General features: G+C 66.7%; 25 protein-coding genes and 1 pseudogene. 14 read left to right on the top strand and 12 right to left on the bottom strand.

Features of this window, described 5'->3' with window-relative positions; genetic code table 11:
- Window positions 1-213: 213 nt before the first annotated feature.
- Window positions 214-639 (bottom strand): DUF2000 domain-containing protein, encoded by a 426-nt coding sequence (locus EUC46_RS11030; protein ID WP_128774210.1) that lies wholly within the window; start codon window positions 637-639, stop codon window positions 214-216.
- A 293-nt stretch (window positions 640-932) separates the two neighbouring features.
- On the opposite strand from EUC46_RS11030, the gene EUC46_RS11025 reads away from it, so the two are divergent.
- From EUC46_RS11025 to EUC46_RS11005, 5 genes are all read left to right on the top strand, one after another.
- The gene (locus EUC46_RS11025) at window positions 933-1751 is read left to right on the top strand and encodes a TrmB family transcriptional regulator (RefSeq protein ID WP_128774209.1); all 819 of its coding nucleotides are present in this window, start codon (window positions 933-935) and stop codon (window positions 1749-1751) included.
- Between the two features lie 480 nt (window positions 1752-2231).
- Window positions 2232-2474, top strand: coding sequence for an AbrB/MazE/SpoVT family DNA-binding domain-containing protein (locus tag EUC46_RS11020; RefSeq protein WP_128774208.1), 243 nt, complete (start codon window positions 2232-2234; stop codon window positions 2472-2474).
- A gap of 216 nt (window positions 2475-2690) precedes the next feature.
- Window positions 2691-2945 carry an AbrB/MazE/SpoVT family DNA-binding domain-containing protein gene (locus tag EUC46_RS11015; RefSeq protein ID WP_128774207.1) on the top strand — a complete coding sequence of 85 codons (255 nt, stop codon included), beginning with the start codon at window positions 2691-2693 and terminating at the stop codon, window positions 2943-2945.
- The gene (locus tag EUC46_RS11010) at window positions 2942-3853 is read left to right on the top strand and encodes an ABC transporter ATP-binding protein (RefSeq protein WP_128774206.1); all 912 of its coding nucleotides are present in this window, start codon (window positions 2942-2944) and stop codon (window positions 3851-3853) included. The genes EUC46_RS11015 and EUC46_RS11010 overlap by 4 nt, the downstream gene beginning before the upstream one ends.
- Window positions 3853-4662: an ABC transporter permease gene (locus tag EUC46_RS11005; RefSeq protein ID WP_128774205.1), complete on the top strand. Its 810-nt coding sequence runs from the start codon at window positions 3853-3855 to the stop codon at window positions 4660-4662. Before EUC46_RS11010 ends, EUC46_RS11005 begins: the two co-directional genes overlap by 1 nt.
- A 192-nt stretch (window positions 4663-4854) precedes the next feature.
- Here the strand turns inward: EUC46_RS11005 and EUC46_RS11000 are convergent, their stop codons facing one another.
- Window positions 4855-6270: an alpha/beta hydrolase gene (locus EUC46_RS11000; protein ID WP_164918823.1), complete on the bottom strand. Its 1416-nt coding sequence runs from the start codon at window positions 6268-6270 to the stop codon at window positions 4855-4857.
- A 152-nt stretch (window positions 6271-6422) separates the two neighbouring features.
- On the opposite strand from EUC46_RS11000, the gene EUC46_RS10995 reads away from it, so the two are divergent.
- Window positions 6423-11834: a DUF4011 domain-containing protein gene (locus EUC46_RS10995; RefSeq protein WP_128774203.1), complete on the top strand. Its 5412-nt coding sequence runs from the start codon at window positions 6423-6425 to the stop codon at window positions 11832-11834.
- Here EUC46_RS10995 and EUC46_RS10990 read toward each other — a convergent pair.
- Both EUC46_RS10990 and EUC46_RS10985 read right to left on the bottom strand, forming a co-directional pair.
- A complete protein-coding gene (locus EUC46_RS10990) occupies window positions 11803-12066 on the bottom strand; it encodes a Txe/YoeB family addiction module toxin (RefSeq protein ID WP_128774202.1) in 264 nt (87 codons plus the stop codon). The genes EUC46_RS10995 and EUC46_RS10990 overlap by 32 nt on opposite strands.
- Before the next feature lies 1 nt (window position 12067).
- A complete protein-coding gene (locus tag EUC46_RS10985; RefSeq protein WP_128774201.1) occupies window positions 12068-12325 on the bottom strand; it encodes a type II toxin-antitoxin system Phd/YefM family antitoxin in 258 nt (85 codons plus the stop codon).
- 171 nt (window positions 12326-12496) lie between these two features.
- Between EUC46_RS10985 and EUC46_RS10980 the strand changes: the two genes are divergently transcribed.
- Window positions 12497-13771 carry an ATP-binding protein gene (locus tag EUC46_RS10980; protein ID WP_128774200.1) on the top strand — a complete coding sequence of 425 codons (1275 nt, stop codon included), beginning with the start codon at window positions 12497-12499 and terminating at the stop codon, window positions 13769-13771.
- Between the two features lie 213 nt (window positions 13772-13984).
- Window positions 13985-14701, top strand: coding sequence for a helix-turn-helix domain-containing protein (locus EUC46_RS10975; RefSeq protein ID WP_241655546.1), 717 nt, complete (start codon window positions 13985-13987; stop codon window positions 14699-14701).
- On the opposite strand, the gene EUC46_RS10970 is transcribed toward EUC46_RS10975, so the two are convergent.
- Window positions 14635-15033, bottom strand: coding sequence for a VOC family protein (locus EUC46_RS10970; protein WP_128774199.1), 399 nt, complete (start codon window positions 15031-15033; stop codon window positions 14635-14637). The two genes, EUC46_RS10975 and EUC46_RS10970, sit on opposite strands and share 67 nt — an antisense overlap.
- 164 nt (window positions 15034-15197) lie before the next feature.
- Between EUC46_RS10970 and EUC46_RS13135 the strand changes: the two genes are divergently transcribed.
- The 3 genes from EUC46_RS13135 (at window position 15198) to EUC46_RS13130 (ending at window position 16644) form a co-directional block, all read left to right on the top strand.
- The gene (locus EUC46_RS13135; RefSeq protein ID WP_128774198.1) at window positions 15198-15431 is read left to right on the top strand and encodes a ribbon-helix-helix protein, CopG family; all 234 of its coding nucleotides are present in this window, start codon (window positions 15198-15200) and stop codon (window positions 15429-15431) included.
- Between the two features lie 5 nt (window positions 15432-15436).
- Window positions 15437-15757, top strand: a complete 321-nt coding sequence (locus EUC46_RS10960; protein WP_128774197.1) for a type II toxin-antitoxin system PemK/MazF family toxin — start codon at window positions 15437-15439, stop codon at window positions 15755-15757.
- A 305-nt stretch (window positions 15758-16062) separates the two neighbouring features.
- The gene (locus EUC46_RS13130) at window positions 16063-16644 is read left to right on the top strand and encodes a helix-turn-helix domain-containing protein (RefSeq protein ID WP_241655545.1); all 582 of its coding nucleotides are present in this window, start codon (window positions 16063-16065) and stop codon (window positions 16642-16644) included.
- A gap of 13 nt (window positions 16645-16657) precedes the next feature.
- Here the strand turns inward: EUC46_RS13130 and EUC46_RS13480 are convergent.
- From EUC46_RS13480 to EUC46_RS10945, 3 genes and pseudogenes are all read right to left on the bottom strand, one after another.
- Window positions 16658-16714 (bottom strand): annotated as a pseudogene (locus EUC46_RS13480) (hypothetical protein); the annotation flags it as partial.
- Window positions 16715-16724: 10 nt separating this feature from the next.
- On the bottom strand, window positions 16725-16940 hold the full coding sequence (locus tag EUC46_RS13395) for a nucleotidyltransferase family protein (RefSeq protein WP_338324480.1): 216 nt from the start codon (window positions 16938-16940) through the stop codon (window positions 16725-16727).
- Window positions 16941-17097: 157 nt separating this feature from the next.
- Entirely contained in the window at window positions 17098-18003 is a 906-nt protein-coding gene (locus EUC46_RS10945) for a TIM barrel protein (protein WP_206645977.1), read from the bottom strand.
- Window positions 18004-18332: 329 nt separating this feature from the next.
- Here EUC46_RS10945 and EUC46_RS10940 point away from each other — a divergent pair, with 329 nt between their 5' ends.
- Complete coding sequence (locus EUC46_RS10940) at window positions 18333-19361, top strand: LacI family DNA-binding transcriptional regulator (RefSeq protein WP_128774195.1); 1029 nt, start codon at window positions 18333-18335, stop codon at window positions 19359-19361.
- On the opposite strand, the gene EUC46_RS10935 is transcribed toward EUC46_RS10940, so the two are convergent.
- From EUC46_RS10935 to EUC46_RS10920, 4 genes are all read right to left on the bottom strand, one after another.
- The gene (locus EUC46_RS10935) at window positions 19341-20402 is read right to left on the bottom strand and encodes a LacI family DNA-binding transcriptional regulator (RefSeq protein ID WP_164918822.1); all 1062 of its coding nucleotides are present in this window, start codon (window positions 20400-20402) and stop codon (window positions 19341-19343) included. The genes EUC46_RS10940 and EUC46_RS10935 overlap by 21 nt on opposite strands.
- A 97-nt stretch (window positions 20403-20499) precedes the next feature.
- A complete protein-coding gene (locus EUC46_RS10930) occupies window positions 20500-21669 on the bottom strand; it encodes a Gfo/Idh/MocA family protein (protein WP_128774193.1) in 1170 nt (389 codons plus the stop codon).
- Between the two features lie 132 nt (window positions 21670-21801).
- On the bottom strand, window positions 21802-23244 hold the full coding sequence (locus tag EUC46_RS10925; RefSeq protein WP_128774192.1) for a sugar porter family MFS transporter: 1443 nt from the start codon (window positions 23242-23244) through the stop codon (window positions 21802-21804).
- A gap of 644 nt (window positions 23245-23888) precedes the next feature.
- On the bottom strand, window positions 23889-24125 hold the full coding sequence (locus EUC46_RS10920) for a hypothetical protein (RefSeq protein WP_128774191.1): 237 nt from the start codon (window positions 24123-24125) through the stop codon (window positions 23889-23891).
- Window positions 24126-24299: 174 nt separating this feature from the next.
- On the opposite strand from EUC46_RS10920, the gene EUC46_RS10915 reads away from it, so the two are divergent.
- Window positions 24300-24491: a hypothetical protein gene (locus EUC46_RS10915; RefSeq protein WP_128774190.1), complete on the top strand. Its 192-nt coding sequence runs from the start codon at window positions 24300-24302 to the stop codon at window positions 24489-24491.
- Window positions 24469-24993 (top strand): hypothetical protein, encoded by a 525-nt coding sequence (locus EUC46_RS10910; RefSeq protein ID WP_128774189.1) that lies wholly within the window; start codon window positions 24469-24471, stop codon window positions 24991-24993. Before EUC46_RS10915 ends, EUC46_RS10910 begins: the two co-directional genes overlap by 23 nt.
- The last annotated feature ends 89 nt before the right edge of the window (window positions 24994-25082 follow it).

Genomic DNA, 25082 nt, shown 5'->3' with positions numbered 1-25082 from the left:
GCGCCTGCCGGCACCGTCTCCTATCGCCTCTATCGCCTCAAGCATGCACCCCGCCGGCCATCCGAGCCAGGTACTACCGCACCCTGGCAAAGGACCGATCGTCCCGATCGGGGACCTGCGGGTCTATCGCGTTAACGGTGTAAGTGGCCCTATCGCCCCGGTTGGGGCAGGAGGGTCGTCATGACCGAGACACTGGTGGCTGTGAGTCCACCTTTACCGCAGAAGGGGGAGGCTGCCGGTGAGGCGTTGGACGCCTTTTCGGGGGCCGCAGATGGCGATGGCGTGGTAGGTGAGTTGGTCGTGACTGGTGGCTCGCAGGCGGGTGGCGTAGTCGTCATAGGTCCGGGTTTGCAGTGCGCAGTCGGTGAAGTCGATGACCGTCGTGTCGGCGGTGTTGCCGGTGTCTGCAGCCTCCTTGATCTGTTTGATGCGCTCGGGGTCTGCGGTGAGGATGGGGATGGGGACGGTCGTGATCCCGGGATGAACGGTGTTGCTCCGGTCGGTGAGGTCTGGGCCGATCAGGCGGTCGCCGTGCAGGTGTCCGAGGGTGAGGGTCATGACGGCCGCCGCGTTGGCGGCCAGGCCGGCCGGCAGGGTGTTGTCGACCACGACGGCGAGTTTGAATGCAGGTTGAGTCATTGGGCCTGGTTGTCTTTCTGCTGCTGGATGGGCTGTTGGTCGCGGCGAATGCTGTGACTGCTGTGACTAATGCCGGTGATCACGACGAGTCCGGTCACGCCGTTCGGATTGGACGGGCAACACCCTTCGTCACGCTCATCGCATCTCGTCTCCCGAAGCGTATACGGTGCGTAGCCACTGTAGTGGTTACGTCTAGGTTAGAGGTTGGGCACCTGCTACTGTCAAGGCTGTCGGGGCCGCAGCGCGGCGCTCATTGAGGATGCTCATCGAGGATGTGGAGATGACCACGCGGCATGGCAAGCACCGCTGAACACCTGCAGGCTCTCGGGATGACCGAGTGGGAGGCCAAGGCATACCTTGCCCTGCTGGACGAGGCCCCCCTGTCCGGCTACGCCGTGGCCAAGAACTCCGGTGTCCCCCGCGCCAAGGTTTACGAGGTACTGGCATCACTGGTGGACAAGGGAGTCGTCCACCTGGCCAGGGGCGAACCCACGTTGTACGGGGCGCTGCCGCCCAAGGAACTGGTTGCTCGGTTGCGTGAGGACTTCTCCCAGAAGCTGGACGACGCCGACCAAGCGCTGGCGCAGTACGCCGAGACCGTCGACGCGAACGCCGTCATCTGGGACATCAAGGGCCGCAGCGCCATCGTGCAACGCGCCCGACAACTAGTCGGGTCCGCCCGCCGCAGCGTGCTGGTTGAGATATGGCAGGCAGACGCCCCCGAACTGCACGATGCGCTGCTCGCTGCTTCCCAGCGGGGAGTCAAGATCACCGTCGTCGCCTACGGTGACCCCGGCTACGCTTTCGCGGACGTTCACCTCCACCCGTCCACAGACGAAGTGACCCGTGGGCTCGGTGGCCGTTGGTTGGTGGTCAGCGTTGACGACCATGAAATCGTGGCGGGCAACGTCTCAGCGGGCAGCATGAGCCGTGCCGCTTGGACGAGTCATCCCGGGTTGGCCGTACCCATCACGGAGCTCATCATCCACGACCTCTACAAACTTGAAATGCTGGCGGCCCACCAACAGGCCCTCGAAGCCACCTTCGGCCCAGGGCTCAGCGAACTGCGCGAAAAGTACGGCAGAGCCGACCACCGAATCAGCCCCAGCTAACCGATCACAGCACCTCCGCCGAAGTAACCTTGGAGTGATCGATGGCTGCGCGTGTGGATGACACGGCCCTGTTGAACCCCTTTCGCAATTGGAGCCGGCCACCAGCATGCCGTCGGTAGTGGCGACCTGGACACTCGGGCACTGGGCGCGGGCTTGCCCAAGTGAACAAGTGAACCGGCCTTCGCCACCTGCTGATCAGCCATCACCCGGTCGCCTCCCGGCCACTCACCCCAATGGTAGAAAGTCCGGCTCCCGCGACTGTCGGAGTCGGCGCCGTGGGCGAGGGCGACGGCATCAACGCCGTCGGCGGCCCTGGTGGTGTCGGCCCCCAATGATCTCGACGCCGTCGAGCAGGGGGCGGCGGGCGTGTGAGGCGTTGCGGGGCAACGCCCGGCCCGCAACGCCCGCGAACACCTCACGTCCTTTTAGTACGACTAGTATTATTAGTCACACTAGTCGTACTTGCGGTATTATGGTCACATGGATCCGTTGAAGGGAACCCCGCCGCCGGGGAAGTTCGCCGCCACCGTCACCCTGGGAGAGAAGGGGCAGATCGTCATCCCCAAAGGTGCCCGAGATCTGTTCGGCATCAAGCCCGGGGACACAGTCCTCCTTCTGGCCGACACTGAGCGCGGCATCGCCATTATGCCGCCCGATCTCTCCGCCCAGGTCATTGCCCGCACCATGGACACGGTCGGCAGGCCGCACAAGGAAGAGCCCTGAGGGCCACCCCCGCCAGGGCGTCACCCGCCGCGCCGACAGCCTCATCGCCATCGGCGCGGCGAGCCCGGAGGCGATGAGAACGGTCATCGCGGCCAAGACTGTCGCGCTCCAACGCCGCCTGGTGGCGCCCGCCACGTACCGCACACCTCTCCTACCGTCTTAACTTTCCTTAAGTTCACACTTGTCATACTTTTCCTACTCATGTAACCTGTGAGCATGAGCGCACCACCGTTACTCTCGCCAGAGAAGTTCGCCTCCACCATTACCCTCGGCCCCAAGGGCCAGATCGTCATCCCCAAGGCCGCCCGCGACCTGGTCGGGCTCCGACCCGGCGACAGCGCCCTTCTCCTGGCCGACGCCGATCAGGGCGTCACCATCGCCCACCAGGACCTCATCCAGGACCTCATGGCCAGGGCCCTGGGCGGCCACTCCCGGCCACCCGCCCCGCCGCGTCCCGAGGAGGAGCCGTGAGCGCCATCTCATGCCGGGAAGTCACCCACCGCTTCGGCACCCTCACCGCCGTGGACACGGTGAGCCTGGAGGTGGAGAACAACGAGGTCTTCGGCGTCATCGGCCCCAACGGCGCGGGCAAGACCACGCTCCTGAGCTGCCTCGAGGGCCTGCGCAGCCCCACGTCCGGGACCATTGAGGTTCTGGGCCTGCACCCGATCAGGGATGCGCGCACCCTGGTGAAGCGCACCGGCATCCAGCTCCAGCAGGCCGCGCTCCCACCCCGCCTGAAGGTCGGCGAGGCGCTCGAGCTCTTCTCCACCTTCTACGAGCACTGCCTGCCATGGCGCCCACTCCTGGAGCGGCTTGGCATTGCCGCCAAGGAGAAGTCATACGTGACCAAGCTGTCCGGGGGTGAGCGCCAGCGAGTGTTCATCGCCCTGGCCCTCATCCACGACCCCGAGCTCCTCTTCCTCGACGAACTCACCACGGCGCTCGACCCGCAGGCGCGCCTGGCCATGTGGGATGTGGTCCGCGACATCCGTGGACGCGGCAAGACAGTGGTGCTGACCACCCACTACATGGAGGAGGCCGAGGCCCTGTGCGATCGGGTGGCCATTATCGACCACGGACGGCTGATCGCCTGTGACACCGTCCCGGCCCTCATCGCCGCCCACGGCGGGGACACCTGCCTGCGGCTCTCACTGGACAGGCCGGCGCCGGGCTCCCTCGCCACCGTCGAGCACGTCTCCTCGGTGGAGGCCGACGGCGCGGCCACGGTGGTGCGCGGTAGCGGCGCCTTCGTCCAGAACGCGCTGGCGCACCTGACTGAGACGGGCGTCGGCGTCACGAGCATGTCCACCAGCTCACCCGGCCTGGAGGACGTCTTCCTCAACCTCACCGGACGCGCCCTGAGAGAGGCACACTAATGCGCACCTACCGGACACTGGTCGTCATGCTCGCCCGCTCGTCCCTGCGCGAGCCGGTGAGCCTGTTCTTCTCCATCGTCTTCGCCCCCATGCTGGTCATCGTCCTCGGGCTGATCTTCGGCAACGACCCCAACCCCCAGTTCGGTGGGCGCGGCTTCGTGGAGGCCACCCTGCCCGCCTACGCGGCGCTCGTGGTAGCGGTCATGGGGATCATGATCCTGCCGGTCAACCAGCTGCAGCTGCGTGAGAGCGGGGCCCTGACCCGCATGCGGGCCACACCGCTGCGACCGAGGACCTACGTGGCAGCCGACATCACCGTCAACGTCCTGACCGGTATGGCGGGGATCGTCCTGGCCCTCCTGGTGGGGACGGTCGGCTTCGGCGTGCGGTTGCAGGGCAGCCCGGTACTGGTCCTGGCCGCTGCCGCGCTGGGGCTCGTCGCCTTCCTGGCGCTCGGCTACACCCTGGCGGCGGTCTACCCCTCCGCCAACGCCGCCACGGGCATCGGCAACGGCCTCATGATCGTGCTCATGCTGACCAGTGGCGCGTTCGTCCCCATGAGCGCCCTGTCACCAGGGGTCCGGCGGGCCGTAGCCCTCTCGCCGCTGCGCCAGATGGTCCTGCTGGTCCAGGGGGTGTGGAACGGCTCGGGCTGGTCGGAGGTCCTTGCGCCCCTGGCTGTGCTCGTGGGCATGACCGTTGTCTTCGGGGCGCTGGGGGCGCGCCTGTTCAGGTGGGACGCCCTCACGGAGCCGACGACGGCGCCTGGCCGACGCGGTCGCGGGCATCGGCCCCCGCACCGTCGCTAAGGGCGAGTGCTGCCGGGCAGCCGGGGCCGGCGGGGGCACTCATGGCACCGCTCACAGGTGCCTGGGCGCCTCGCGCCGGCCCGTCGGGGACAGTCGCAGGTGGTTCGTTCAAGAGCACCTCGCGGACCGCTCCCCCGGCGCGTGCCGTAACCCCGCTCGGTCCGGCCGCACGCCCTGTGGGGCCCTCGCCGCTCAGGCCAGGTGGTCGTCCATCCAGACGGCGATCGCCTCGGGCACCTCGGCGGCCAGCGTGTTGGGCGTGTCATAGTCGAGGGGGCCTCCGGCACCGGCAGTGGGCATGAACAGGTGGTTGAGGCCGTCGAAGAGCTGGAACTGGGCGTCCTTGCCAGCCAGGGCCTCCTGCCACGCCGGGTAGTCCACTGCGGGGTCGACCTGAGCATCCTCGGCGCCCTGGAGGATGAGCCAGGGGACATCGACGGCGGCGATATCGGTGGCAAGCCCCTGGTGCATCTCGTTGAGGCTGGCGATGTAGCTCGCCGGCATGTCCATGACCGGCTCGGCCTGGGGGTCGGTGATGGCCTTGGCGGCCTCGACCTGGGCTCGCATGGCGGCGAGTTCGGCGTCCTGCTCCTCCTGGCTCACGCCCGAGGCGGAGATCTGGGCGGCGCGCTGGTCGGCGATGATGTCGAAGAGACTGCGCGGACTGCCGGCCAGCGCCACTCCTGCGGCGAGTCCGGGATCCGAGGCGAGGATGCGCGGGAGCAGCATGCCGCCCAGGCTGTGCCCGGCCACGACGATCCTGTAGCCGGCGACGTGGCTGCTGGAGCGCAGCAACGCAATGGCCGAGGCGACGTCGTCGAGCACCTCGGTGCCCAGGGTCCACTGACCGTCATCGGCTCCTGGATCCTGGTAGTAGCGCTTGTGGTAGCGCAGCGAGCTGATGCCGCGAGCGGCCAGGCCGTCGGCCAGGTCCCGCAAGGGCTTGTTGGCGGCCGCCCCGATCGTCTCATCCATGTCCTGCGGACCCGAGCCGGCCACGAGGAGGACGACGATGTCGCGAGCCTCAATGCCCGTTGCGGGCGTGACGAGCAGGCCCGTGAGCTGGTGCCCACCGACCTGGACCACATGGTCGATGCTGTGCTCGCCGGTCGAGGGCGGGGTCGTTGAGGCGGCTGCGCCCGCGGCGATACGAGCCAGGTCGGCCTGCGTGGCGTCGCGCAGGTAGAGGCCGTTGATCCTGTCCTCCTCATCGAAGCTGATCTGGGCCGTGACCCGGCCGGAGTCGAAGTCCGCGACGACGATGACGACGACGGACCCTCCCATGGGCTCAGCGGCGGTGCCGGCGATCGAACGGTAGGAACCCTTGCCCGCCACGGCCTGCTCCCACGCGGACTGGAGGCCCGCCTCATCCAGGGAAGCGCTCACCGCGGCATCGGCCAGGGCAATCGTCGAGGCGAAGTCACCGGCCGCCATATCCTCCACCAAACCGGCGGCCAGCGAGGACAGGCGCTGCGAGCGGGCGTCGGGCGTGGACGAGGGCCCGTCGCCCGGGGCGCGCGAGCAGGCGGCCAGGAGGGCGGCGCCACCGGCCCCAGCGAGGCAGGCCGTCAGCAGCCTGCGGCGTGTCAAGGACTTGAGCGCACTCATGGGGTCAGTCTTCCACGCCGGAAGCGGGGCATTGCCCGGGTGATGGTGATGACGATGAGTTCGCGGCCGGGTGGCATCGGACACGTGCCCTCCTCGGTCCTGTACTCGTGGAAAACTATGCGCGTCCATCCCTTGAGCGCAAGGATCCCCCCGTGCCCGATGACCGACAGCTCCTTCCGGGTTCCGAGCCCGACGTAGCTCCACAGCCGCTCGCTACTGGCCCCGCCACGACCCCGCTCGCCACCTCGACTCATGTCGCGGGTGCGGTCGGAGCCGTGGAGGCCCCGACAGGAGCAGAACTCGACGATCTCGATATCGCCGCCGACATGCCTGCGGTGCTCTCCTATGCGCACTCGGTTGCGGGGCGGCGGCTCGCCAGCACTATCAGGCTGCGCCCAGTGCAGGACACGCGTCTCCCCGCCGACCTGCCGGATCAGCGGTCGCCCATAGGAGACCTTCGGCTGACGGTGGGCGTGGAGGTGGACGCAGTGGGCGTGGCCAGTGCGGAGCCGATCTTCCTGTCCAGCCTCGACCCCGACGGCCAGGACCTTGCGGTCACTCTTGTTCCCGAGCGCTCAGCCCTCCTCCAACTCGACACCCAGAGCGCCTCCCGACTTCACGTGCGCCTGGAGACGGCCGGGGCGCAGCGCGATGTCTACCTCGACGGCCCGGTCGTCCTGTCCCCGAGGCAGTGGGTGATGCGCGGCCTGCCCTCTGATGCGGCTGCGGCGCTCGTCACCTTCGTCCAGCCTCAGCAGCCGCGTCTCGCACCCCTGTGCTCGCGGGCCGCGCAGTTGCTGGGGGCCGTCACCGGATCCACGTCCCTTGATGGCTACGAATCAGGGCCGGAGCGTGTCACGGAGATCGTCGGGGCCGTGTGCAGTGCGATCCAGGAGGAGTCGGTTGCTTATGCGATGCCCCCGACCAGTTGGGCGGAGAGCGGGCAGCGCATCCGCACCGCGGAGGACGTTCTCGACCACCGTCTGGGCACGTGCCTGGACACCACCGTACTCATGGCCAGCGCTCTGGAGTACCTCGATATCGAACCACTGATCATCCTCCTGCCCGGTCACTCCCTCCTCGGCTATTGGCGCACCAAGAACCACATCTCCGAAGACCTGACAATGCCCGGGTGGGAACTGCTCAACCAGATCGACCGCGGTGAGATCGGCCTGGTCGAGACCACTCTTCTCACCGGTGACGCCGGCCAGTCCCCTGAGCAGATGCACCAGGCGGCCCGCAACCGTATCGGCGTTGATGCCTCTGAGATCGACGTCATTATTCCTGTGCGTGAGGCTCGCCAGAGCGGCATACTGCCGATGCCGTTGCGCAGCCGCAATGAGGACGGCGAGGTTGTCGAGAGCACCTACATCGCCGCGCCGCGCCCGAATACTATTGTCTTGCCCGACGAGCTCCTGGAGGCGGCCCGCCCCCGCCCGAGGCGCAGCAAAGCCCCGGAGCGCGTCGAGGCCTGGAAGGCGCAGCTGCTCGACCTCAGCCTGCGCAACCGGCTCATCGACTGCTCCGATAACGCAATCCGGACCCACAAGATCGTTGAGTTGGCTATCCCCGAGGCCGTCATCGGCACCTTCGAGGACCTCGTCAACACCGGGCGTGCGATCACCCTGCGGGCCGCCGGTGAGCGCGCCTCCGCCGCCCGCCGCACCGGCGCCCTGTTCCGCGACGAGCTCGACCCACCGCGCCTCGCCCCCCTGCTCGGCGATCACCGCGAGGTGGAGGTGGACCTCAAGGATGAGGATTACGATGGGGTTCTGCGGCGCCTGCGCTCCAACGCGCGCACCCTGACCGAGGAAACCGGCGCCAACAACCTCTACCTCGCGCTCGGCTCCCTCGTCTGGCAGACCAAGGGCAAGACGATCCGTTCGCCCCTCGTCTTCATCCCCGTTGATCTCGAACGGCGCTCTGCGCGCAGCCTTTTCCGCCTGCGAATCGACCCCTCGGGCACGACGACGCCGAACTACTCCCTCATCGAACGGTTGCGGGTCGATCTCGGCCTTGACCTCACCGAGTTGAGCGAGCCCGCGGAGGACGATGCCGGCCTCGACCTTCCGGCTCTTTTCGACGTCGTACGCACAGTCCTCGCCGAGAACCGCCTGCCTTTCCACGTCGAGACCACGACCTACCTCGGGCTCTTCCAGTTCGGCACCTTCCGTTTGTGGAAGGACCTTGAGGAGTCCTGGCAGGATATTGCGCGCAACCCGCTGGTGCGACATCTCATCAATACTCCGGACCAGGAGTTCGCCGACCCTCACATCGGTGCACCGGTGACGGACCTGGAACGTCTCCTGCCGCGCTTGCCCGTCCCCGCGGACGCATCCCAGACGGAGGTCGTTGCGCAGGCTTTGGCCGGCCGGACGATTGTCGTCGAAGGGCCTCCTGGAACGGGGAAGTCGCAGACGATCACGAACGTGATCGTCAGCGCCGTCGCCAACGGCAAGAAAGTCCTCTTCGTCGCCGAGAAGCAGGCCGCCCTCGAGGTCGTCGCGCGGCGCCTGCGGGAGGTGGGCGTTGGCGGGCTGGTCCTCGACCTTCACGACCGCAAGCAGTCCCCGGATGCCGTGAGGCGGAAGATCATCGCGGCGATGGACCTTGAGGCCCACCCGGACGACGCCAGGCTCCAATCGCGTTGGGCATTCGCGGAAACAGGCCGTGCGCGCCTGGCGGAGTACCGCTCCTCATTGCACCGCCACGGACCTGCCGGAACGTCCTTCTACCGGGCGCGCGCCGAGCAGATCGCCTACTCGGATCTGGACGTCGATCCCTTCACGATCACCCCGGCCCAGCTCGACGCCCTCTCCGAAGACGACGTCCGCGCCCTGCGCGCGAGCGCGCCAGTCCTCGGGGCGTGCGTCGAGGAGTACGGCGACGTCCTCCTCGGCTCGGACCCGGTTGTCACCAGAGGTCTTGACGCGCCGGGCCTGACCGGAGTCCTCACCCGGTTGAACACGTGGGACGCCATCAAGGCGTCGGGCGATGATGAGCTTCTGGCCTTGGCCGGTGCCATCCCCGACGAGCAGCTCGAAACCGCGGCTCTCATTCTGGCGGACACTGTCCTTGATGCTCCGACCCTCAACCACCTCGCGGATCCCGCCTGGGTGCGCGACGCCCGGTGGCTGCTGGAGCAACTGGATGCCGAGTGTGCGGCGCCTCACCCGGCATTCGCCTACTACCGCGAGTCCGTCCTCGATGCTCCGCTCATGATGGTCCGCGAGACGCTCATCGACGCCAAGCACGCCCTCTTCGGCAGGGCGAGGAAGGCGGAGAAGGCCCTCGCCCCACTGGCCGGCCACCGCACCGGCAACCCCATGCCGGAGAACAGTGGCGCGCTGCTCACCGTCGTCGATGAACTCACCGCGCTGGCGGCCCGCCGCGACCAGTTGCGTCAAGCGCACGCGGCCCTCCTGCCCTCAACGGCTTCGACCACGCGCAGTTGGAGTCCTTTTGACCAGCACGCAGTCTCGCTGTCCACGATGCATCTTCGACAGCTCCTCGAGCGTGCGAACCTCGCCGTGGCCGGGCAGCACGCCCAGGTTCGCGCCGCCATCGACGCACTCCTCGCACGACCCGATCGCACCTCCGTCGCCCAGTGGCTGCGCTCCTACTCCCGGGCCCGCCGCGGTCTTGCCGAGCTGAAGCGGATCGGCGTGCGCCCCGAGGCTGTCGACGAACTCCTCACCTACCCCGCCGCGCGTCGCGAGAGGGTGCTGCGGGCCTGGAGCGATTTCCTCGCCCACGGCACTACGTTCCACCGGCTCGGGCTCGGCTCCTGCCTGGACCAGCTGCTCGGCGGGGAGGTGCGCGCCACCGACACCTCGCAGGCCCTCGATATCGGGATCGTGAACGCTACCCTGGAACTCCAGGGCCAGCGCGGGCGCTTTGACTCCTTCTCCGCGGAGCGGCTCAACAAGACCGTCGCGGACTATGCCAAGGTGCTCGAGGATATCCGCACAATGCTGCCGGAGGCCCTCATCAAGGACGCCCTCGTGGCACGTCACCATGCGATCGCGGGAGACAGGCTCCGCCTGGCCAATCTGCGCGCCGCCCTGGAGCGCAAGCGCAAGAAGCGCAAGATACGCGACCTCGTCAACGAGTTCGGTGATCTCATCACTGCGCTCACGCCCTGCGTGCTCGTCTCCCCCGACTCCGTGGCGCGCTTCTTCCCGCCCGATCGGCAGCACTTCGACATGGTCGTCTTCGACGAGGCCTCGCAGATCACCGTCGCCGCCGCTGTCGGCGCCATGGGCCGAGGCCGCTCGGTCATTGTGTGCGGCGATTCCAAGCAGATGCCGCCGACTTCCTTCGCGCAACTCTCCCGTGACGAGGACGCCGAGGACGATCTCATTGACGAGGAGTCCATCCTCAGCGAGTGCGTCGCCGCCCACGTACCGCGCCTGTGGCTGTCCTGGCACTATCGCAGCCGGGTCGAGTCCCTCATCGCCTTCTCCAACGCGGCCTACTACCAGGGCAGGCTGTCCTCCTTCCCGAGCCCTGTGATCATGGAGCGCGACGATGGCGTCGACGGTTTTGGCATCAACCTGCGGCGGGTCGAGGGGTACTTCGTGCGTTCGGTGCCACGCGGCCGGCCGCGCAGGACCTATCGCACCAACCCGGCTGAGGCTGAGGCGATCGTCGAGGAGATCCGCCGCCGCTTCACCGAGGGGGGCCATGGCCCCGGGGGGCCGTCGGTCGGCGTGGTGACCTTCAATATCCAGCAGCGCGACCTCATCGAGACGAAACTGCGCGCGTTGGACGACCCGCAGATCACGGCCTCACTGGACGCCGACGATGGCGTGTTCATTAAGAACCTCGAGAACGTTCAGGGCGACGAGCGCGACACGATCCTCTTCTCCGTGGCCTTCTCAGCGAGGGAGGACGGGCAGATACCGCTCAACTTCGGCCCCCTCAACCGGCAGGGCGGCGAACGGAGGCTCAACGTCGCCATCACGCGCGCCCGCCAGCAGGTTATCCTCTTCTGCTCCTTCGACCCGGCCCGGCTCCAGGCGGAGCGCAGCGCCTCCGTTGGTCTGCACGATCTCAAGAGTTACCTGCTGCTCGCTCAGCACGGTACGGCCGCACTCCCAGTCCACTCCACACGACCGGCGCTCCCCGACGGACACCGCGAGGAGATCGCCCGGGCCCTGCGCGAGCGCGGCCTGAGCGTACGCACCGACGTCGGCCTGTCCGACTTCAGAGTCGACCTGGTCCTCGCCAGTCAAGACGAACCCGATACTCCGCGTGTTGCTGTTCTGCTTGACGGCGAGGGCTGGCACCGCCGCCGCACTGCCTATGACCGGGACGTCATGCCCACGCGGGTGCTCGCGCACATAATGCACTGGCCCCACGTTGAGCGGGTCTGGTTGCCGGAGTGGCTCCAGGACCGGGACTCCGTCATCCGCCGTCTCAGCGAGGCGGCGGAGGCGGCAGTGGAGGCCGATGGAGTCCCCGGCCCCGTCTTGGACGGAACGGCCAATGCGCGGGGAAACGGCAGGGCTGGGGAAGCGAGCGGCAGCCTCACTCGCCGTAGTGGTGGCGGCAGGCGATGACGTGGATGTTCCCATCCTCGTCGACGCGGTAGACGAGCCGGTGCTCACTGGTGATGCGTCTCGACCAGTACCCGGACAACTGGAATCGCAGGGGCTCAGGCTTCCCTATCCCGTCATGACCCGACCGGTGGATGTCGCGCAGCAGGAGGTTGATGCGTTTAAGGACCTTGCGGTCGTTCGCCTGCCACCACAGGTAGTCCTCCCAAGCGGAATCATCCCAAGCGACCCCCACGTCACTCCTCCTCGATGAGCTCGCGGTACGTGTCCTGACCGGCCTGGGACCGAGCGATCGACGCGAGGAGGCGCTTGGCGTTGGCGGGGTTGCGCAGGAGGTAATCGGTCTCCTTCAGGGACTGGTACTCGGCGAGGGAGACGATGACGGCCGGCTCGCGGCCAGCGCGCGTAATGACGACCTCCTCGCAGTCGTCGACGACGGAGTCGAGGACCTCCGCGTAGCGGGCGCGCGACTCGGTGTAGCTCATGGTCTTCATGGCAATGGTCCTCTCAATGCTGTACGTACAGAAAAGTGTACATCCCCCGCGGAGTCGCCTGCCCGAGGACATCGTGCTCGCCCATCTGCCTAGTAGAACCTCGCCCATCTGCCTAGTAGAACCTCGCCCATCTGCCTAGTAGAACCTCATATCTCTGCTATTCTGCGGAATATGAAGTATCGGACTCGGGTCGTTGACGCATTGCTCGACGGCATGCTGACCGAGCTTCCAGCCGTAGCCATCGAAGGGGCCAAGGGCGTAGGGAAGACTGCCACAGCCAGCCGTCGCGCCCGCACGGTGCTGACCCTCAGCGACCCTCGCGCTCGCTCCAGTGTGGCCGCGAACTACGACCTCATTACACAGGTCCCCGCCCCTGTGCTCATCGACGAGTGGCAGCTGGAACCAAGCGTGTGGGAACGAGTGCGCGCTGCCGTCGACCAGGATCCGCTGGCAGGGGCTCGATTCCTCCTCGCCGGCTCGGCCGGGGTCTCCAGCGACGTCCGCCTGCACAGCGGCGCGGGCAGGATCGTGCGCCTCCTGTTACGCCCCATGGCGCTCAGCGAGCGCGGCCTCGATACTGGATCCTCTATCTCCCTAGCGGCCCTCCATAGCGGCCACGCCTCCATTGAGGGCGCCTGTCCCCTGGACCTGCCCGACTATGTCGACGAGATCCTGCGCTCGGGCCTGCCCGGTATCCGGGACCTGTCGGATGCCAACCGGGGACGCCAGCTTGACGGCTACATCACCCGCATCATCGAGCACGACATGCCGGACAACGGCATGACCGTCCGTCGCCCCGCGGCGCTGCGGGCGTGGATGCGCGCCTACGCCGCAGCGACCGCCTCAACAGCCAGCTACACCACGATTCTCGACGCCGCCACGGCAACCCAGCCGGACAAGCCCGCACGGGCGACGATCGACCTGTACCGCGAGCACCTCACCCGACTGTTCATCCTCGACCCGCTTGAGTCCTGGGCCCCGACCTTCGCACCTCTGAAGAACCTCGTCGGCGCCCCCAAGCACCACCTGGTCGACCCCGCTCTGGCAGCCCGGCTCGTCGGGGTCGGCAAGCAGGGTCTCCTCCAGGGCGACGGTCAGCAGGTCCCACCCACCACATCGACCTGGCTGGGCGCCCTGTTCGAGTCGCTCGCCGTTCAGTCCGTTCGCGTCTACGCCGAGGCCTTTGGAGCACACGTCGGGCACCTGCGCACCAAGCGGGGAGAGCATGAGGTCGACATCATCGTCGAGACCCCGGACACTCGAGCCACGGCCCTGGAGGTCAAGCTCGCCGACACCGTGCGGGACCGGGACGTGCGTCACCTGACGTGGCTGCGGGACCGACTCGGGGACCGGCTCATGGACGCCGTCGTGCTGTACACCGGCCCCTACGCCTACCGTCGACCCGACGGCGTCGCTGTCGTCCCGCTGGCGCTACTGGGTCCGTAGGTCCTTGACCCCAGGGGCGCACCCGGACCAGTCATGGTCGGCCTGCGGTCGTGGGCGTTCTCGATGCCGTCGGACATCATGGTGGTGCAGAAGGGGCGGGCGGTCGCCAAAGTCCGCACACCCGAGGCTGTGGCTGCGCCGTTTTGGACGAAGCGGACAGGTCTGCGTCCGGTCCCCCGTGTGGGCGGCCCGCCCCTGTGCCAGGATGGTCACGTGTTCACTGAGGCCTGCCTGGGGCCCGGGGCGGTCGTGTGGCGCTCTCGGAACGACGCCCCCGCAGAGGTCCCTGCCGATGGCTGCGTCGACCTCATCGCCGACGGCGACGCCGTGCGGGTGTGTGGCCCGCAGACCCGGTGGCTGTGCTCGCCCGGGACCGATGCGCGAGGGATGCTCGGCCTGCGGCTGTCCGCGGGGACGGCACTGCGGCTCCTGCCCGAGTGCCTGCCCGAACTGCGAGACCAGGTCGTCGGCCTCGACTCCGAGCTCGGCGGCTCCGCTCCCCTGCGCGATCTCATGCTGAGGGCGTGGGAATCGGCGGACCCACTCGCGGGGCTCGATTCCCTGCTGCCGGCGCTGGACGTCCCCGAGCCGTGGATCCTCCTGGCCTCAAGGGCGGCGAGCGCGGGCCTGCGGGCTCCGGAGGCGGCTCGCCGCCTGGACTGCTCGGAGAGGACGCTGCGCCGTCGGATGCTGTCCGCCTTCGGCTACAGCTACACCACCTTGCTGCGGATACGACGGGCCGAGCGCACCCGGACGCTGATCGCGGGCGGCACGGGCCTGGCCGGGGCGGCCGCCCATGCGGGCTATGCCGATCAGGCCCATATGTGCCGGGACTTCGCGCGCCTGGTGGGGGCGAGCCCGGGTCAGTGGGAGGACAGGGCCGCGAAGAGATCGACGGCGTTACCGTCGGGGTCGAGCACGGTGGCGTAGCGCTGGCCCCAGAAGGCGTCCCAGGGCTCGACGACGCCCTCGTAGCCGGCCGCGGTGAGCCTGGAGTAGAGGGCGTCGACCTCCTCAGGGCTCTCCTGGCGGAATGCCAGGGCGATGCGGTGGCCGCCCTCGGGCAGGGCGTAGTCGGGGTGGAAGGAGCGGATGACGTCGACCGTGTCCCAGGCGAGCGTGGTGCCGTCAGCCAGGCGGGCATCCACGTGCGGCTCGGTCTGCGCGCCCGCGGGGACGGGCGCGCCGAGCGCGCGGTAGAAGTCGAGGGAGGCGGCCATGTCGCGGGTGACGATCCCGATGAATCCCAGTGTCAGTGCCATGGCGCGAACGTAGTGATGAGGGAGCGGCCCCGTCTTGGACGGAACGGCCAGCGCGGCAACCAGCGGCGGGGAACGACGCTTCAAGAGGAGGCCCGGCAACGTGCACTCAGCCTCCTCGCCAACCCTGCATCCTGTAACGGGATGCAGTTCGCTACACTTGCGGCGTGAGCACTCAGATCGCAGTTCGACTGCCGGACGATATCGTGGCCTTCCTCGATGAGACGGTCGCCCGCGGACAGGCTCCGAGCCGTGCCGCGATCGTCAACCGGGCGCTGGAGCGCGAGCGTCGTGAGCGCGCAGCCGTCGAGGACGCGCGCATCCTCGAAGAGGTCGGTCCGCAGGACGATCTGGATGACCTCGTCGAGTGGACCGCCGGGGCTACTCGTTTCGAGGACTGACATCCGTGCGGGAGATCGCGCTGGCGAGACTGGACAAGACGCGCCCGGTACTGATTCTCACCCGGGACCGCGCGCGCGGCGCCATGACGAAGGTGACCGTCGCCCCCATCACCACCACCGCCAAGGGCCTGAGCAGTGAGCTGCCGCTGGGGAGGCGCAACGGACTGGACCACGGCTGCGTCGCGGCGATGGACAACATCACGACGATCCCCTCGCGATGCCTCAGACAGACTATCGGCTTCCTCACCGCCGACCAGGAGCCGGCGCTCGCCCGGGCCCTCATCCTGGCCTTCGACCTCGACCTTCCTCTCGCAAGGCACTTCTGAGCCGAGGGGCCGCCAGCGGGAGAGCATCCCTGGCGAGCGCGGGGCTCGACTGGTCCTGGCCTGAGGCCAATTCGTGTCAGGCGCGGGTGGGACGATGACCCTAGCCCCGCCCGGCTCGACCTGCTGAAGTCTCGTTCACCCCGTCAACGGCCACCCGCAAGAGGGTCGGCATCGTGACGCTCTCCGTCCTGTTGTCATTTGACAACAGGATCGGCCGCGACTCATCCTGGTTCCAGGAGCACTCAGTCGCCGACGCAGCACACAGGCCCCGCTGCTGCTGAGAGCGTCCCCTGAGGAGCCCCATCATGAACCTGCACGAGATGACCTTCCACGTGGAGCACGTTGACGACAGCCTCGTCGACACGCTCATCGACGACTACGACGGGACTGTCGGAACCGATCACACCGGCCATGAGTTCGTGACCGTCCTGGGCGAGGGCGCCAATTTCGACGTCGCTGCCCGCACCATGATCACCGAGCTTCAGTCCCTCGGGCTGCGTCTGCTGCGCCTGGTCCCCGACCTGGCCACCCGACCTGAGATCGCCTCCCGGCTGGGCGTCACCCGGCAGGCAGTGCAGAACTGGACCTCCGGCAAGCGCCAGAACGGCTTCCCACTAGCGATCAACCCAGTCGGCGGCGGCGTGTGGTCCTGGCACGACATCTGGGACTGGGCCATCACGCATGGGCACGCAATCGGAGACGACGTGCACTACCCCAGCCAGGCAGAGGTAGACATTATCAACGCCTGGCTTGAGTCCAGTATGACCAGCACTCCAGTCGCTCACCGGACACAGCGCAGGACCGGCGCGCGCGTCACCTCAGGGACTCTTCGGCCTCGTCGAGCAACTGCTCCAGCAATGCAGACAGCCCCGGGATCCTGCTCGTAACCGCATCCCAGACCAGGCGGTCATCAACGTGGCCATACTCGTGGACAATGATGTTCCTCTGAGCCGGCATCTCAGACCGCTTAGACGTCCTCCGCGGTTGCTAACGCCGAGGCGCGAAAATACGGGTTCCGAAGGGCATCAGCAATCACCAGGTCGACGGATCTACCGGTCAGTCGAGACAGGTCCGCCTGAAGCCCAAGGTAGTCTGCCAACCGATCTTGCCGGCCCGGCAGAAAATCCACGAGAAAGTCAAGGTCACTCTGCTCGGGATCGAAGTGCTCGGTCGTCGCCGACACCTGCGGGATGCCGAGACCGCACTCTCCATCGCGGACTCGATGACCACGACCGTGGCGCCCTCGTAGAGGGCGCCACGCGCTCGGGCGGTCGTGCCCGTCTCTGCACACCCGTCTAGGTCGATCTCAGCTGCTCGCCCCACCCTTCGCGAGGCGCTTCTCAGCGCGCCAAGTACGCCCCCCGCAGGTAGGCGCACGTCCGCAGGGCGATCGGGAAGGGCGCGTCCGGATGGCAGGGGAACATGTCCTGCTCGACGATGACGAACACTTCCGGGTCGAGGCGGTGCATCTCGCGGGCGATGGACTCCACGGTCGGGACCCCGCCGGGCGGCTCGCAAATGGCGCCGAGTTGTACGGCGTCGTAGAAGCCCAGGTCCTTGTCCACGACGATGGACATCTTGGCGGGGTCGACCTGCTTGAAGTGGATGTACTCGACCCGTTCGGGGTAGCGGCGGATGATCTCGGCGGAGTCGCCGCGGCAGTACTCGATGTGGCCGGTGTCCAGGCACAGGCCGACTCTGGCCGGATCGGTGTCCTCGAGCCACCGATAGGTCTGAGACTGCGTTTCCACGTGGGAATCGGCGTGCGGATGGAACACGGCGCGCAGCCCCGTCTCCTCCGCGACGATGTCGGAGAGTTCTTGAATGGACTTGATGAGCTGGTTCCAACCCTCGACGTCAAGCTCCTTGTCCTCGAGGTACTCCCCGGAGAACAGGTCCCTGTACATCGCCGGCAGGAGGACGAGGTAGGTGCCGCCGACGGCGGCGGCGAGGCGCGCCGTCGCGAGCGCCTCCTCCTTGATCGTCTCGAAGTCATCGGCGCGGTGGAATGCTCCACCGGTCGTGCCGGCCGAGACGCGAAGGTCCCGCTTGGCCAGTTCGTCGGCAAGCTCCACGGGGTCGGTGGGCAGGAATCCGTACGGGCCGAGCTCCATGTAGCGGTAACCCGCCTGTGCGATCTCATCGAGATAGCGAGTGCCGGAGGTCTGCCTGGGACTGTCGGGCATCCATACGCCCCACGAGTCGGGGGCTGAGCCGAGGCGGGCTCGTGTGATCGTTGAGGACATCGTTGTCTCCTTCATGCGTTGGCGTTCCCTGTTGCAGCACCGGCGACCGCCACCGGGTGCGACGGCCTGCCAGGACCCACAGGTCGGTCCGACGACGCCGAGAAGACATTTTCGGCGGGACCGGTCCCAATTCTTCCCTCCCCGACCACAACCGTCAAGACTAGTCGCAAAATGGCGAATGCCTTCAATGCTCGCACGGCCCGGCCGCCACGGGATGACGGCCCATCTCGCACGAAGTGCGGGACCGAGACCATCCACGTTGGCTATACTCCTCCGGTGAGCTGGAGCGCCTGAGCCCAGGGGCTCACGATCGATATCGATGAGGGACCATGGCACGTCACCCAGACATCCGCGGCAGTGCGACGATCCGGCAGGTCGCTGAGCGAGCCCGCGTCTCGAAGTCCTCCGTCTCCCGGTATTTGCAGGACCCATCCCGAGTGAGCGCCTCAGCGCGCCATGCCATTGCCGAAGCGATCGCCGAGCTCGACTACCGACCCTCGGCGGCAGCGAGAAGTCTGACCAGACGCCAGTCCGAGGCGATAGGCGTTCTCATCCACGATCTGCGCCAGCCGTGGTTCGTCGACTTCCTCGACGCGTTGGCTCAGGTCCTGCACGAATCCGGCTACTCGATGCTGATGTGCGACACGCGCCTGGACGGTTCAATGGGAGAGAGCCTCATCAGCGCCTTTGCGCAGCGACAGGTCGACGGGATCGTCCTGGCCGGCACCATGCCCGTCTCGCAACGCCTCGTGGAGGCGATTCGCTCCGTGCCGACGGTCGTGGCTGGGAATCATGAGTTCGACGACTCCTCCCTTGACGTCGTCATCCCGGATGACGCCGCCGCCGCCCGCCTCGCCATGACGCATCTCTACGGGCTCGGACACCGACGGATCGCGCATGTTCGCGGCCCGAGCAATGGCACCTTCGACATCAGGGCACGCACCTATGAGGAATTCATGGCCGAGCACGACATCGCGTCTCACGCGGCCGTGGTGCCCTCAGATTCCACTGCTGAGGGCGGTCGGGCCGCCGCCCTCGATCTTTTCGCGCGTCGCGCCCAGCCTCCGACGGCCGTCTTCGCCTCGAATGACCTGGCCGCCATCGGCGTGCTCTCGGCGGCCAAAGACCTAGGGATCGCTTGCCCCGAGGACCTCAGCGTCGTGGGTATTGACGACTCGTACCTCGCCGCCCTGCCACCGCTCAACCTCACATCGGTCGGCTTGTCGACGGCGGCGCAAGGTCGCTTCGCCGGGCAGATGATCGTCGAACGCATCGCCGAGCCGAATGCGTCCAGACGCATTGAGACCCTGCCCCCGGGCCGGCTCAGCGTCCGGGGGTCAACGGGCAACGCCCGCTGACCGAAGGTCCTCGGGGCGCCGCGGCCCGGTTGTACGGCGTTCGACGAGTGTGGGGGGCACCCTTCTGCGCGATTCCGGGCGATCCGGCTCATCATCGCCGCTCGCCGCCGAAGCGTTGAGCAAGGCGCAGGTGAGCACGCCCGCGAGCCTTCCCTGCTCCACGACGTGCTGACTGACGGTCGTGAGCCCGACGGCGCGTGAAACCAGCTGATCGTCGTAGCCGATCACGGAGACCTCGCCGGGAACCGACACATGCTCGTCCTCCAAAGCGGCGAGGACCCCGAATGCCATGTGGTCACTGCCGCAGAAGATCGCCGTCGGATGGTCCGACTGCGCCCAGATTCCGCGCACGGCGGCATATGCGGCATCCGGAGTCGCCGCCCGCGGGGTGATGATCGATGGCTCGAGCCCGGCCCTTTGCATTGCCGCAACGTATCCATCCGCCCGTTCTTCGTAGGGTATGGACGCCGGGAGCCGAAGGTGAGCAATGCGAGTGTGCCCCAGGTCGACCAGATGGCCGACGGCGATCGCCGCACCGGCTCGATCATCTCCGTCGACTGAGACAACGCCGTCCTGCTCGATCCGACGCGTCACTGACACGATGGGGATGGACCGCGCAGAAGCCCGCAGAGCCTCTGTGGACCCGGCGTAGCCCGCTACAACGATGCAGTCCGGAGCCAAGGACACGAGCTCCCGCAAGCGCACGTCCTCCTGCCCGGCATCAAAGTCGCCTTCGACAACGACCAAGCGGTGCCCGTGAGGCTCCAAGACGCTCTTGAGACCGTGGTACACGTCGGAGAAGACCCCGTTGGCGATCTCCTGCGGGAAGAAGCCAACGAGGCGACTGCGCCGGTTGCCCGCCAGCGCCGTTGCCAGCCCGTTGTCGATGTAGCCGAGCTCGCGCGCCGCCTCTTGAACCCTCTCCCGCTTGTCGTCACTGACCTTGTCCAGGCCACGCAGGACACGGGAGACGCACGAACGTGACACACCCGCACGGGAGGCCAGATCGGCTTGGGTGACGCGGCGGGGTGCACGGGTCACGGCGCCTCCTCGAGCGGGCGGTTGGGGGCGGAACCTGCCTGCGCAGGCCCGCCCCCAACTGTATCCGGATCCGCGGTGCGGATCGCTGGGTGTCATCTCAGTCCAATCGCACCGGTGCGCCGGTTTCCGCCGCCCGCTGCGCGGCCTCGATGATCCGCATTGTGGGAATCGCCTCGGCGAAAGGCACCGTCACCTCGCCGATCCCCATGACGGCAGCGACGAACTCTTGAATCTCGCCGATGAGGTTCTCCCCGTAGCCCGTCCCCACACCGCGGCCCGGCATGCAGGCGACGTCGGCGAAATAGGGGAAGGCGGGACCGGCGATGATTTGACGCGGCCCATCGAATCCGGGCGCTGATTGTTCGGGCTGGCACAGGTAGAACTCGTCGGAGTGCGGTGACTCGAACTTCGCCCAGCCCTTGTCACCGTAGACCTCCAGGGCGAAGACATCGGTGATGCCCGTCGCGATCCGAGAGAGGTTGACCGAACCGATGGCCCCGCCGCGGGTGCGCAAGGAGACGACGGCGTTATCGTCGTTCTCCACCGGGCCGGTCTCCGTTTCCGAGGCGCCTTGACTGTGCCCCGTGCCGCCGGTGGGCAGCGGACGATCCGTGATGACCGTGTCGAGCTGGCAGGCCACCACCTCCTCGACGTCGCCGAGAACGAACCGGACCGTGTCGATGATGTGGGCTCCGATATCGGCCACCGCTCCACCTCCGGCGACGCTCTTGACGAAGCGCCACGTGCGCGGTGACTTCGGATTGGCCGCGTAGTCGGCGAAGTAACTGGCACGGAAGGAATGAACAGTGCCGATGCCGCCCTCCCGGACGACCTGGGCGAGGGCCGCCAGAGCCGGCACCCGCCGCCGGCAGAAGCCCACGGATGTCACCACCCCGGCCTGAGCCGCGGCCGCCGTCATCTCCTCGGCTTCGGCGGCGTTGAGACCGAGCGGCTTTTCGCAGAAGACGTGCTTGCCTGCGCGCAGGAGCCGGGGCACGACGTCGATGTATGCATTGTTGGGCAATGCCAGCGAAACGGCCTTGATCTCCGGGCGGTCGATGATGTCGTCCACCGAGGAGGCGGTGCGCGCGAAGCCGTACTTGGCGGCGACGGTCTGGGCGAGCGCCTCGTTGGGCTCCACCAGTGTGTCCATGATGACGTTGACGCCCTTGAGGGCGGGCAGCATCTGGGCGTTGCGGAATCCGAAGGCGTGGCCCTGGCCGGCGAATCCGGCTCCGACGACGGCAATGTGAAGGTCTTGAGACATGATGGGTTCCTTTCTGGGTTGTGGTGGTCGCGAAGCGGCCGGTGTCGAGTGCGGCGTGGATGATGCGTGCTGGGGGCTGGGGAAGACCCGGATGAGACGCGCCTCGGGCGGTCGTCGTCGTCGTTGAGGTGTTCAGCCGACGGCGAGGGGGCCCGGCTGGCGCCCATCGGAGCCCGAGGCGAGTTCCTCCTCGAGGTACTCCAGGGACTTCCCCTTGGTCTCCGGCAAGTACCGTTGCTCCCACAGCAGGACGATGAAGTTGATGACGGCGAAGATGAAGAATGTCCTCATGCCGATGCGGTCAAGGAGGATCGGGAACAACAGGGTCACGATCCCATTGGAGAGCCACTGGCAGAACACTGCGATCCCCATGGCCAGACCCCGGACGCGAAGGGGGAAGATCTCCGCCATCATGAGCCAGAATGCGATGCCGCAGAACATCTGCATGAACCACAGGAAGAAGAGCATGAGGAGGAGGATGAGGTAGCCGCGCCACGGAGCCTCGGGGAGCAGGAAGGCCAGTCCCAAGAGGATCTGGGAGACAACGAGGCCGGTCATCCCGATGCGCAGCATGGTTCGCCGATTCGTGCGTCCAATGACAACGAGACCACAGGCCACCGCAACCACGGACACCACGCCGTTGGCAATGGTGGCCACGAGAGAGGCCTGCGTGCCCATCCCGGTGCTCATGAGGACCGTCGGGGCGAAGTACATGATGGCGTTGACCCCGGTGAGTTGGATGACTATCCCGAAGCCGATTCCAATGAGAGTGATGCGCCGAATCCATGGGGTCTTGAGGTGGCCCCAGGCGTTGGATTGCGCCTTGGCGGTCCGGTCGACGATCTCCACGATCTCGTTGAGTTCCGGCCGCGGATCCGTGGTGCGCAACTGACGGAGGACGTCCAGCGCCTCCTCATTGCGCCCCTTGGCCACGAGCCATCGCGGCGACTCCGGGACGAAGAACACCCCGAGCCACAGAGCAGCAGCCGGCAATGTGGCCAGTCCCAGCATGATCCGCCAGGCGTGGCCGCCTTCGGAGACGAAGCCGATGATCGCATTGGAGGTGTAGGCCACGAGCTGGCCGGTGACGATCATGAGCTCATTGCGAGAGACGAGCGGACCACGTCGCTCGGCGGGGGCCAACTCGCCGATGAACATGGGGACTGTGGCCGAAGCGCCGCCGACGGCGAAGCCGAGGATGATCCGGCACATGACCATGATCTCGTAGGTGGGCGCCAGAGCGCATCCCAGGGCGCCTGCGAAGAAGACGAAGGCCAGCATCTTGACGTTGCGCCGGCGACCCTGGTAGTCGGAGAGTCTGCCGCCGACGATGGCTCCGAAGGCTGCTCCGAGAAGGAGCGAGGAGGTTACAACCCCCTCGGTGACGGGTGTGAGATCAAGGCCGCCTTCGGCCGTCGGACGAGTCATGAAGGGCAGGGCGCCGGAGATGACGCCCGTGTCGTAACCGAAGGCCAGAACGCCGAAGGTCACGACGATGGTGGCGACATTGAGGCGGCGCTTGACCGCCTTCGCCGCCTCTGGCCCCAGCGAGTGTTGGGTGGTCTGTGGAGTCATGGTCATCCTCGTTGATGCGCAGTAGAGAGGCAGTTGTCACGTGACAACTTCGTGACAACAGTGTGTCGCCAGTACGGGACCGGTGTCAAGATCAAGCTACAAGGTCAGATGACCGGACTCCGAGCGGGACCACGAGACAGCGGAAGGCATGTCGCAACAGGTCTTCGCACACCCGCGCCACCTCGGCGGATACAGTCATTAATTCCTGTCATGACGCCGTTTTCACGATCCCACTGCGGATCGAGGCAGGACCTTGGACATTGCTCGACACCAGGGGCCACGAGCTCATCGTCCGAACAAATCAGATAGATCAACCTAGCGGTACCGGTCCCAGGAATCTTCGCAGCCGCTGTCTCCGACCCAAGGAACCGTACTCAGTGCTACTGGTACTCCCGGCTTCGACGACCCGCCCGACCCCAGCGCCCCGGGCGCACCTGCCTCCGGCTCCGGTTGGTGATCGAGGACGACCCTTTTGACCCCAAGGCCCCGGGTCAAGGCGGGGTACTCGGGCTCATAGGGTCGTCCTCGGCGTCGGTGGGGGTGCCCCGGCCCTGTCGGCGCGTGCTCCGGCCCGGTTGGTACGGGGCCCGCCCGGCGGGCGCGAGAGCCCGAGCCCGCCGGTGCCCGTGCCGGCCCGAGCCGAGTCACAGGTGCTTGAGCGCCTCGCGCCGACTCAGCGGGGACGGGCCCGGGTGGTTCTCGACGAAAGCCCGCACCCACAGATCCGCATCCCTCGCCCAAGCGCGCACACGGGCGGACTTCAGGCAGCGGCGCCGCTGCTCGACATGGGCCGGATCACCAGCGGCCGCCATGGCGGCCCGCAGATCGCGGACGATGACGCCCATCTCCTGCTCATGCTCGACGCCTGTCACTGAAGCCATGTCGACACGACAGCCGACGACACGGAAGCGATTTCTCGATGCCGCTCCCACCCTCGCCCGTGCGGGAGCGCGTTTTGATAGCAGGCTCATCACAATATCCTCTGGTAATGGATCGCGGAAACAGGTTAGAATACAGTTCGACCACAGCGACCCGGCATCGGATGAGGAGGCGAGATGGCTGTCAATGTGACCACCCTGACCATCGAGGACATCAAAAAACGCCGCGCTGAGATCCACCGCATCATCGACACGCCGGAATTCAAAGAGCGGCGCATCGAGGGAGTACTTCTCCGACGCGAAGAGCTACTGCTAGAGGAACTCGAAGACCTGGATTATCTTCAATATGGACGAGTTGAAACTCACTGATCAGGCAAGGCGATTTGCCGAGGAAGTCCAGGATCTTCTGGCCAGAACAGTCTGCCCCGGCGTTGAACTCGATCTACAGGAGGCGCCAACAGCCAGAGGATTGTCTGTCGTCATTAGAATCACGAAACGAGAATCTAACGGGCGCCGCTCTTGCTATCTCACCGTTGAGAATATACCACTTCTCGAACTGGAGATTTTCTACCGCATTCTCCTTGAAAGGGAACTACGTTATCTTCGGGTGGAAGAGTCGAGTTTTCAGATCCAGACAACCAAAGGACGCCCACTTTTCCGATACGATTACGTATCACATCCCGAGTCATCCGCGATACCAGTAGCCCACATCCAGATCCACGCGCATCGCGACGAACTGTTGCACGCGATGTATGTTTCCGACAAGTCTCGCTCTAAAAAGAGTAAGAAAAAAGATCTCGATCCAGCTTCACCCCGTGGCCTTCACATGATCCATAGCCGAAATGAAACAAAATCGTATTCTGTGGTTTAGTAGTCTGGAAATCATGTGCCGCTCGCTGTAGAATACCTGCATGCAAGTGGATGTGACGCAGAAGGAACACGATGTTCTTCTGAGATGGA

This window comes from Actinomyces oricola, assembly GCF_004104015.1.
GTDB lineage: Bacteria > Actinomycetota > Actinomycetes > Actinomycetales > Actinomycetaceae > Actinomyces > Actinomyces oricola.
The sequence above is the reverse complement of the archived record's forward strand: the minus strand, read 5'-3'. Positions and strand labels throughout refer to the sequence as shown.

Coding starts and splice junctions, on each gene's coding strand:
- EUC46_RS10985 (WP_128774201.1), bottom strand. CDS start 12,325: ATGAAGACCATGAGCTACACCGAGTCGCGCGCCCGCTACGCGGAGGTC.
- EUC46_RS11005 (WP_128774205.1), top strand. CDS start 3,853: ATGCGCACCTACCGGACACTGGTCGTCATGCTCGCCCGCTCGTCCCTG.
- EUC46_RS10930 (WP_128774193.1), bottom strand. CDS start 21,669: ATGTCTCAAGACCTTCACATTGCCGTCGTCGGAGCCGGATTCGCCGGC.
- EUC46_RS11030 (WP_128774210.1), bottom strand. CDS start 639: ATGACTCAACCTGCATTCAAACTCGCCGTCGTGGTCGACAACACCCTG.
- EUC46_RS10915 (WP_128774190.1), top strand. CDS start 24,300: ATGGCTGTCAATGTGACCACCCTGACCATCGAGGACATCAAAAAACGC.
- EUC46_RS10920 (WP_128774191.1), bottom strand. CDS start 24,125: ATGGCTTCAGTGACAGGCGTCGAGCATGAGCAGGAGATGGGCGTCATC.
- EUC46_RS11025 (WP_128774209.1), top strand. CDS start 933: ATGGCAAGCACCGCTGAACACCTGCAGGCTCTCGGGATGACCGAGTGG.
- EUC46_RS11020 (WP_128774208.1), top strand. CDS start 2,232: ATGGATCCGTTGAAGGGAACCCCGCCGCCGGGGAAGTTCGCCGCCACC.
- EUC46_RS10925 (WP_128774192.1), bottom strand. CDS start 23,244: ATGACTCCACAGACCACCCAACACTCGCTGGGGCCAGAGGCGGCGAAG.
- EUC46_RS13130 (WP_241655545.1), top strand. CDS start 16,063: ATGAACCTGCACGAGATGACCTTCCACGTGGAGCACGTTGACGACAGC.
- EUC46_RS10970 (WP_128774199.1), bottom strand. CDS start 15,033: ATGGCACTGACACTGGGATTCATCGGGATCGTCACCCGCGACATGGCC.
- EUC46_RS10980 (WP_128774200.1), top strand. CDS start 12,497: ATGAAGTATCGGACTCGGGTCGTTGACGCATTGCTCGACGGCATGCTG.
- EUC46_RS10910 (WP_128774189.1), top strand. CDS start 24,469: ATGGACGAGTTGAAACTCACTGATCAGGCAAGGCGATTTGCCGAGGAA.
- EUC46_RS10940 (WP_128774195.1), top strand. CDS start 18,333: ATGGCACGTCACCCAGACATCCGCGGCAGTGCGACGATCCGGCAGGTC.
- EUC46_RS11000 (WP_164918823.1), bottom strand. CDS start 6,270: ATGAGTGCGCTCAAGTCCTTGACACGCCGCAGGCTGCTGACGGCCTGC.
- EUC46_RS10945 (WP_206645977.1), bottom strand. CDS start 18,003: ATGTCCTCAACGATCACACGAGCCCGCCTCGGCTCAGCCCCCGACTCG.
- EUC46_RS11015 (WP_128774207.1), top strand. CDS start 2,691: ATGAGCGCACCACCGTTACTCTCGCCAGAGAAGTTCGCCTCCACCATT.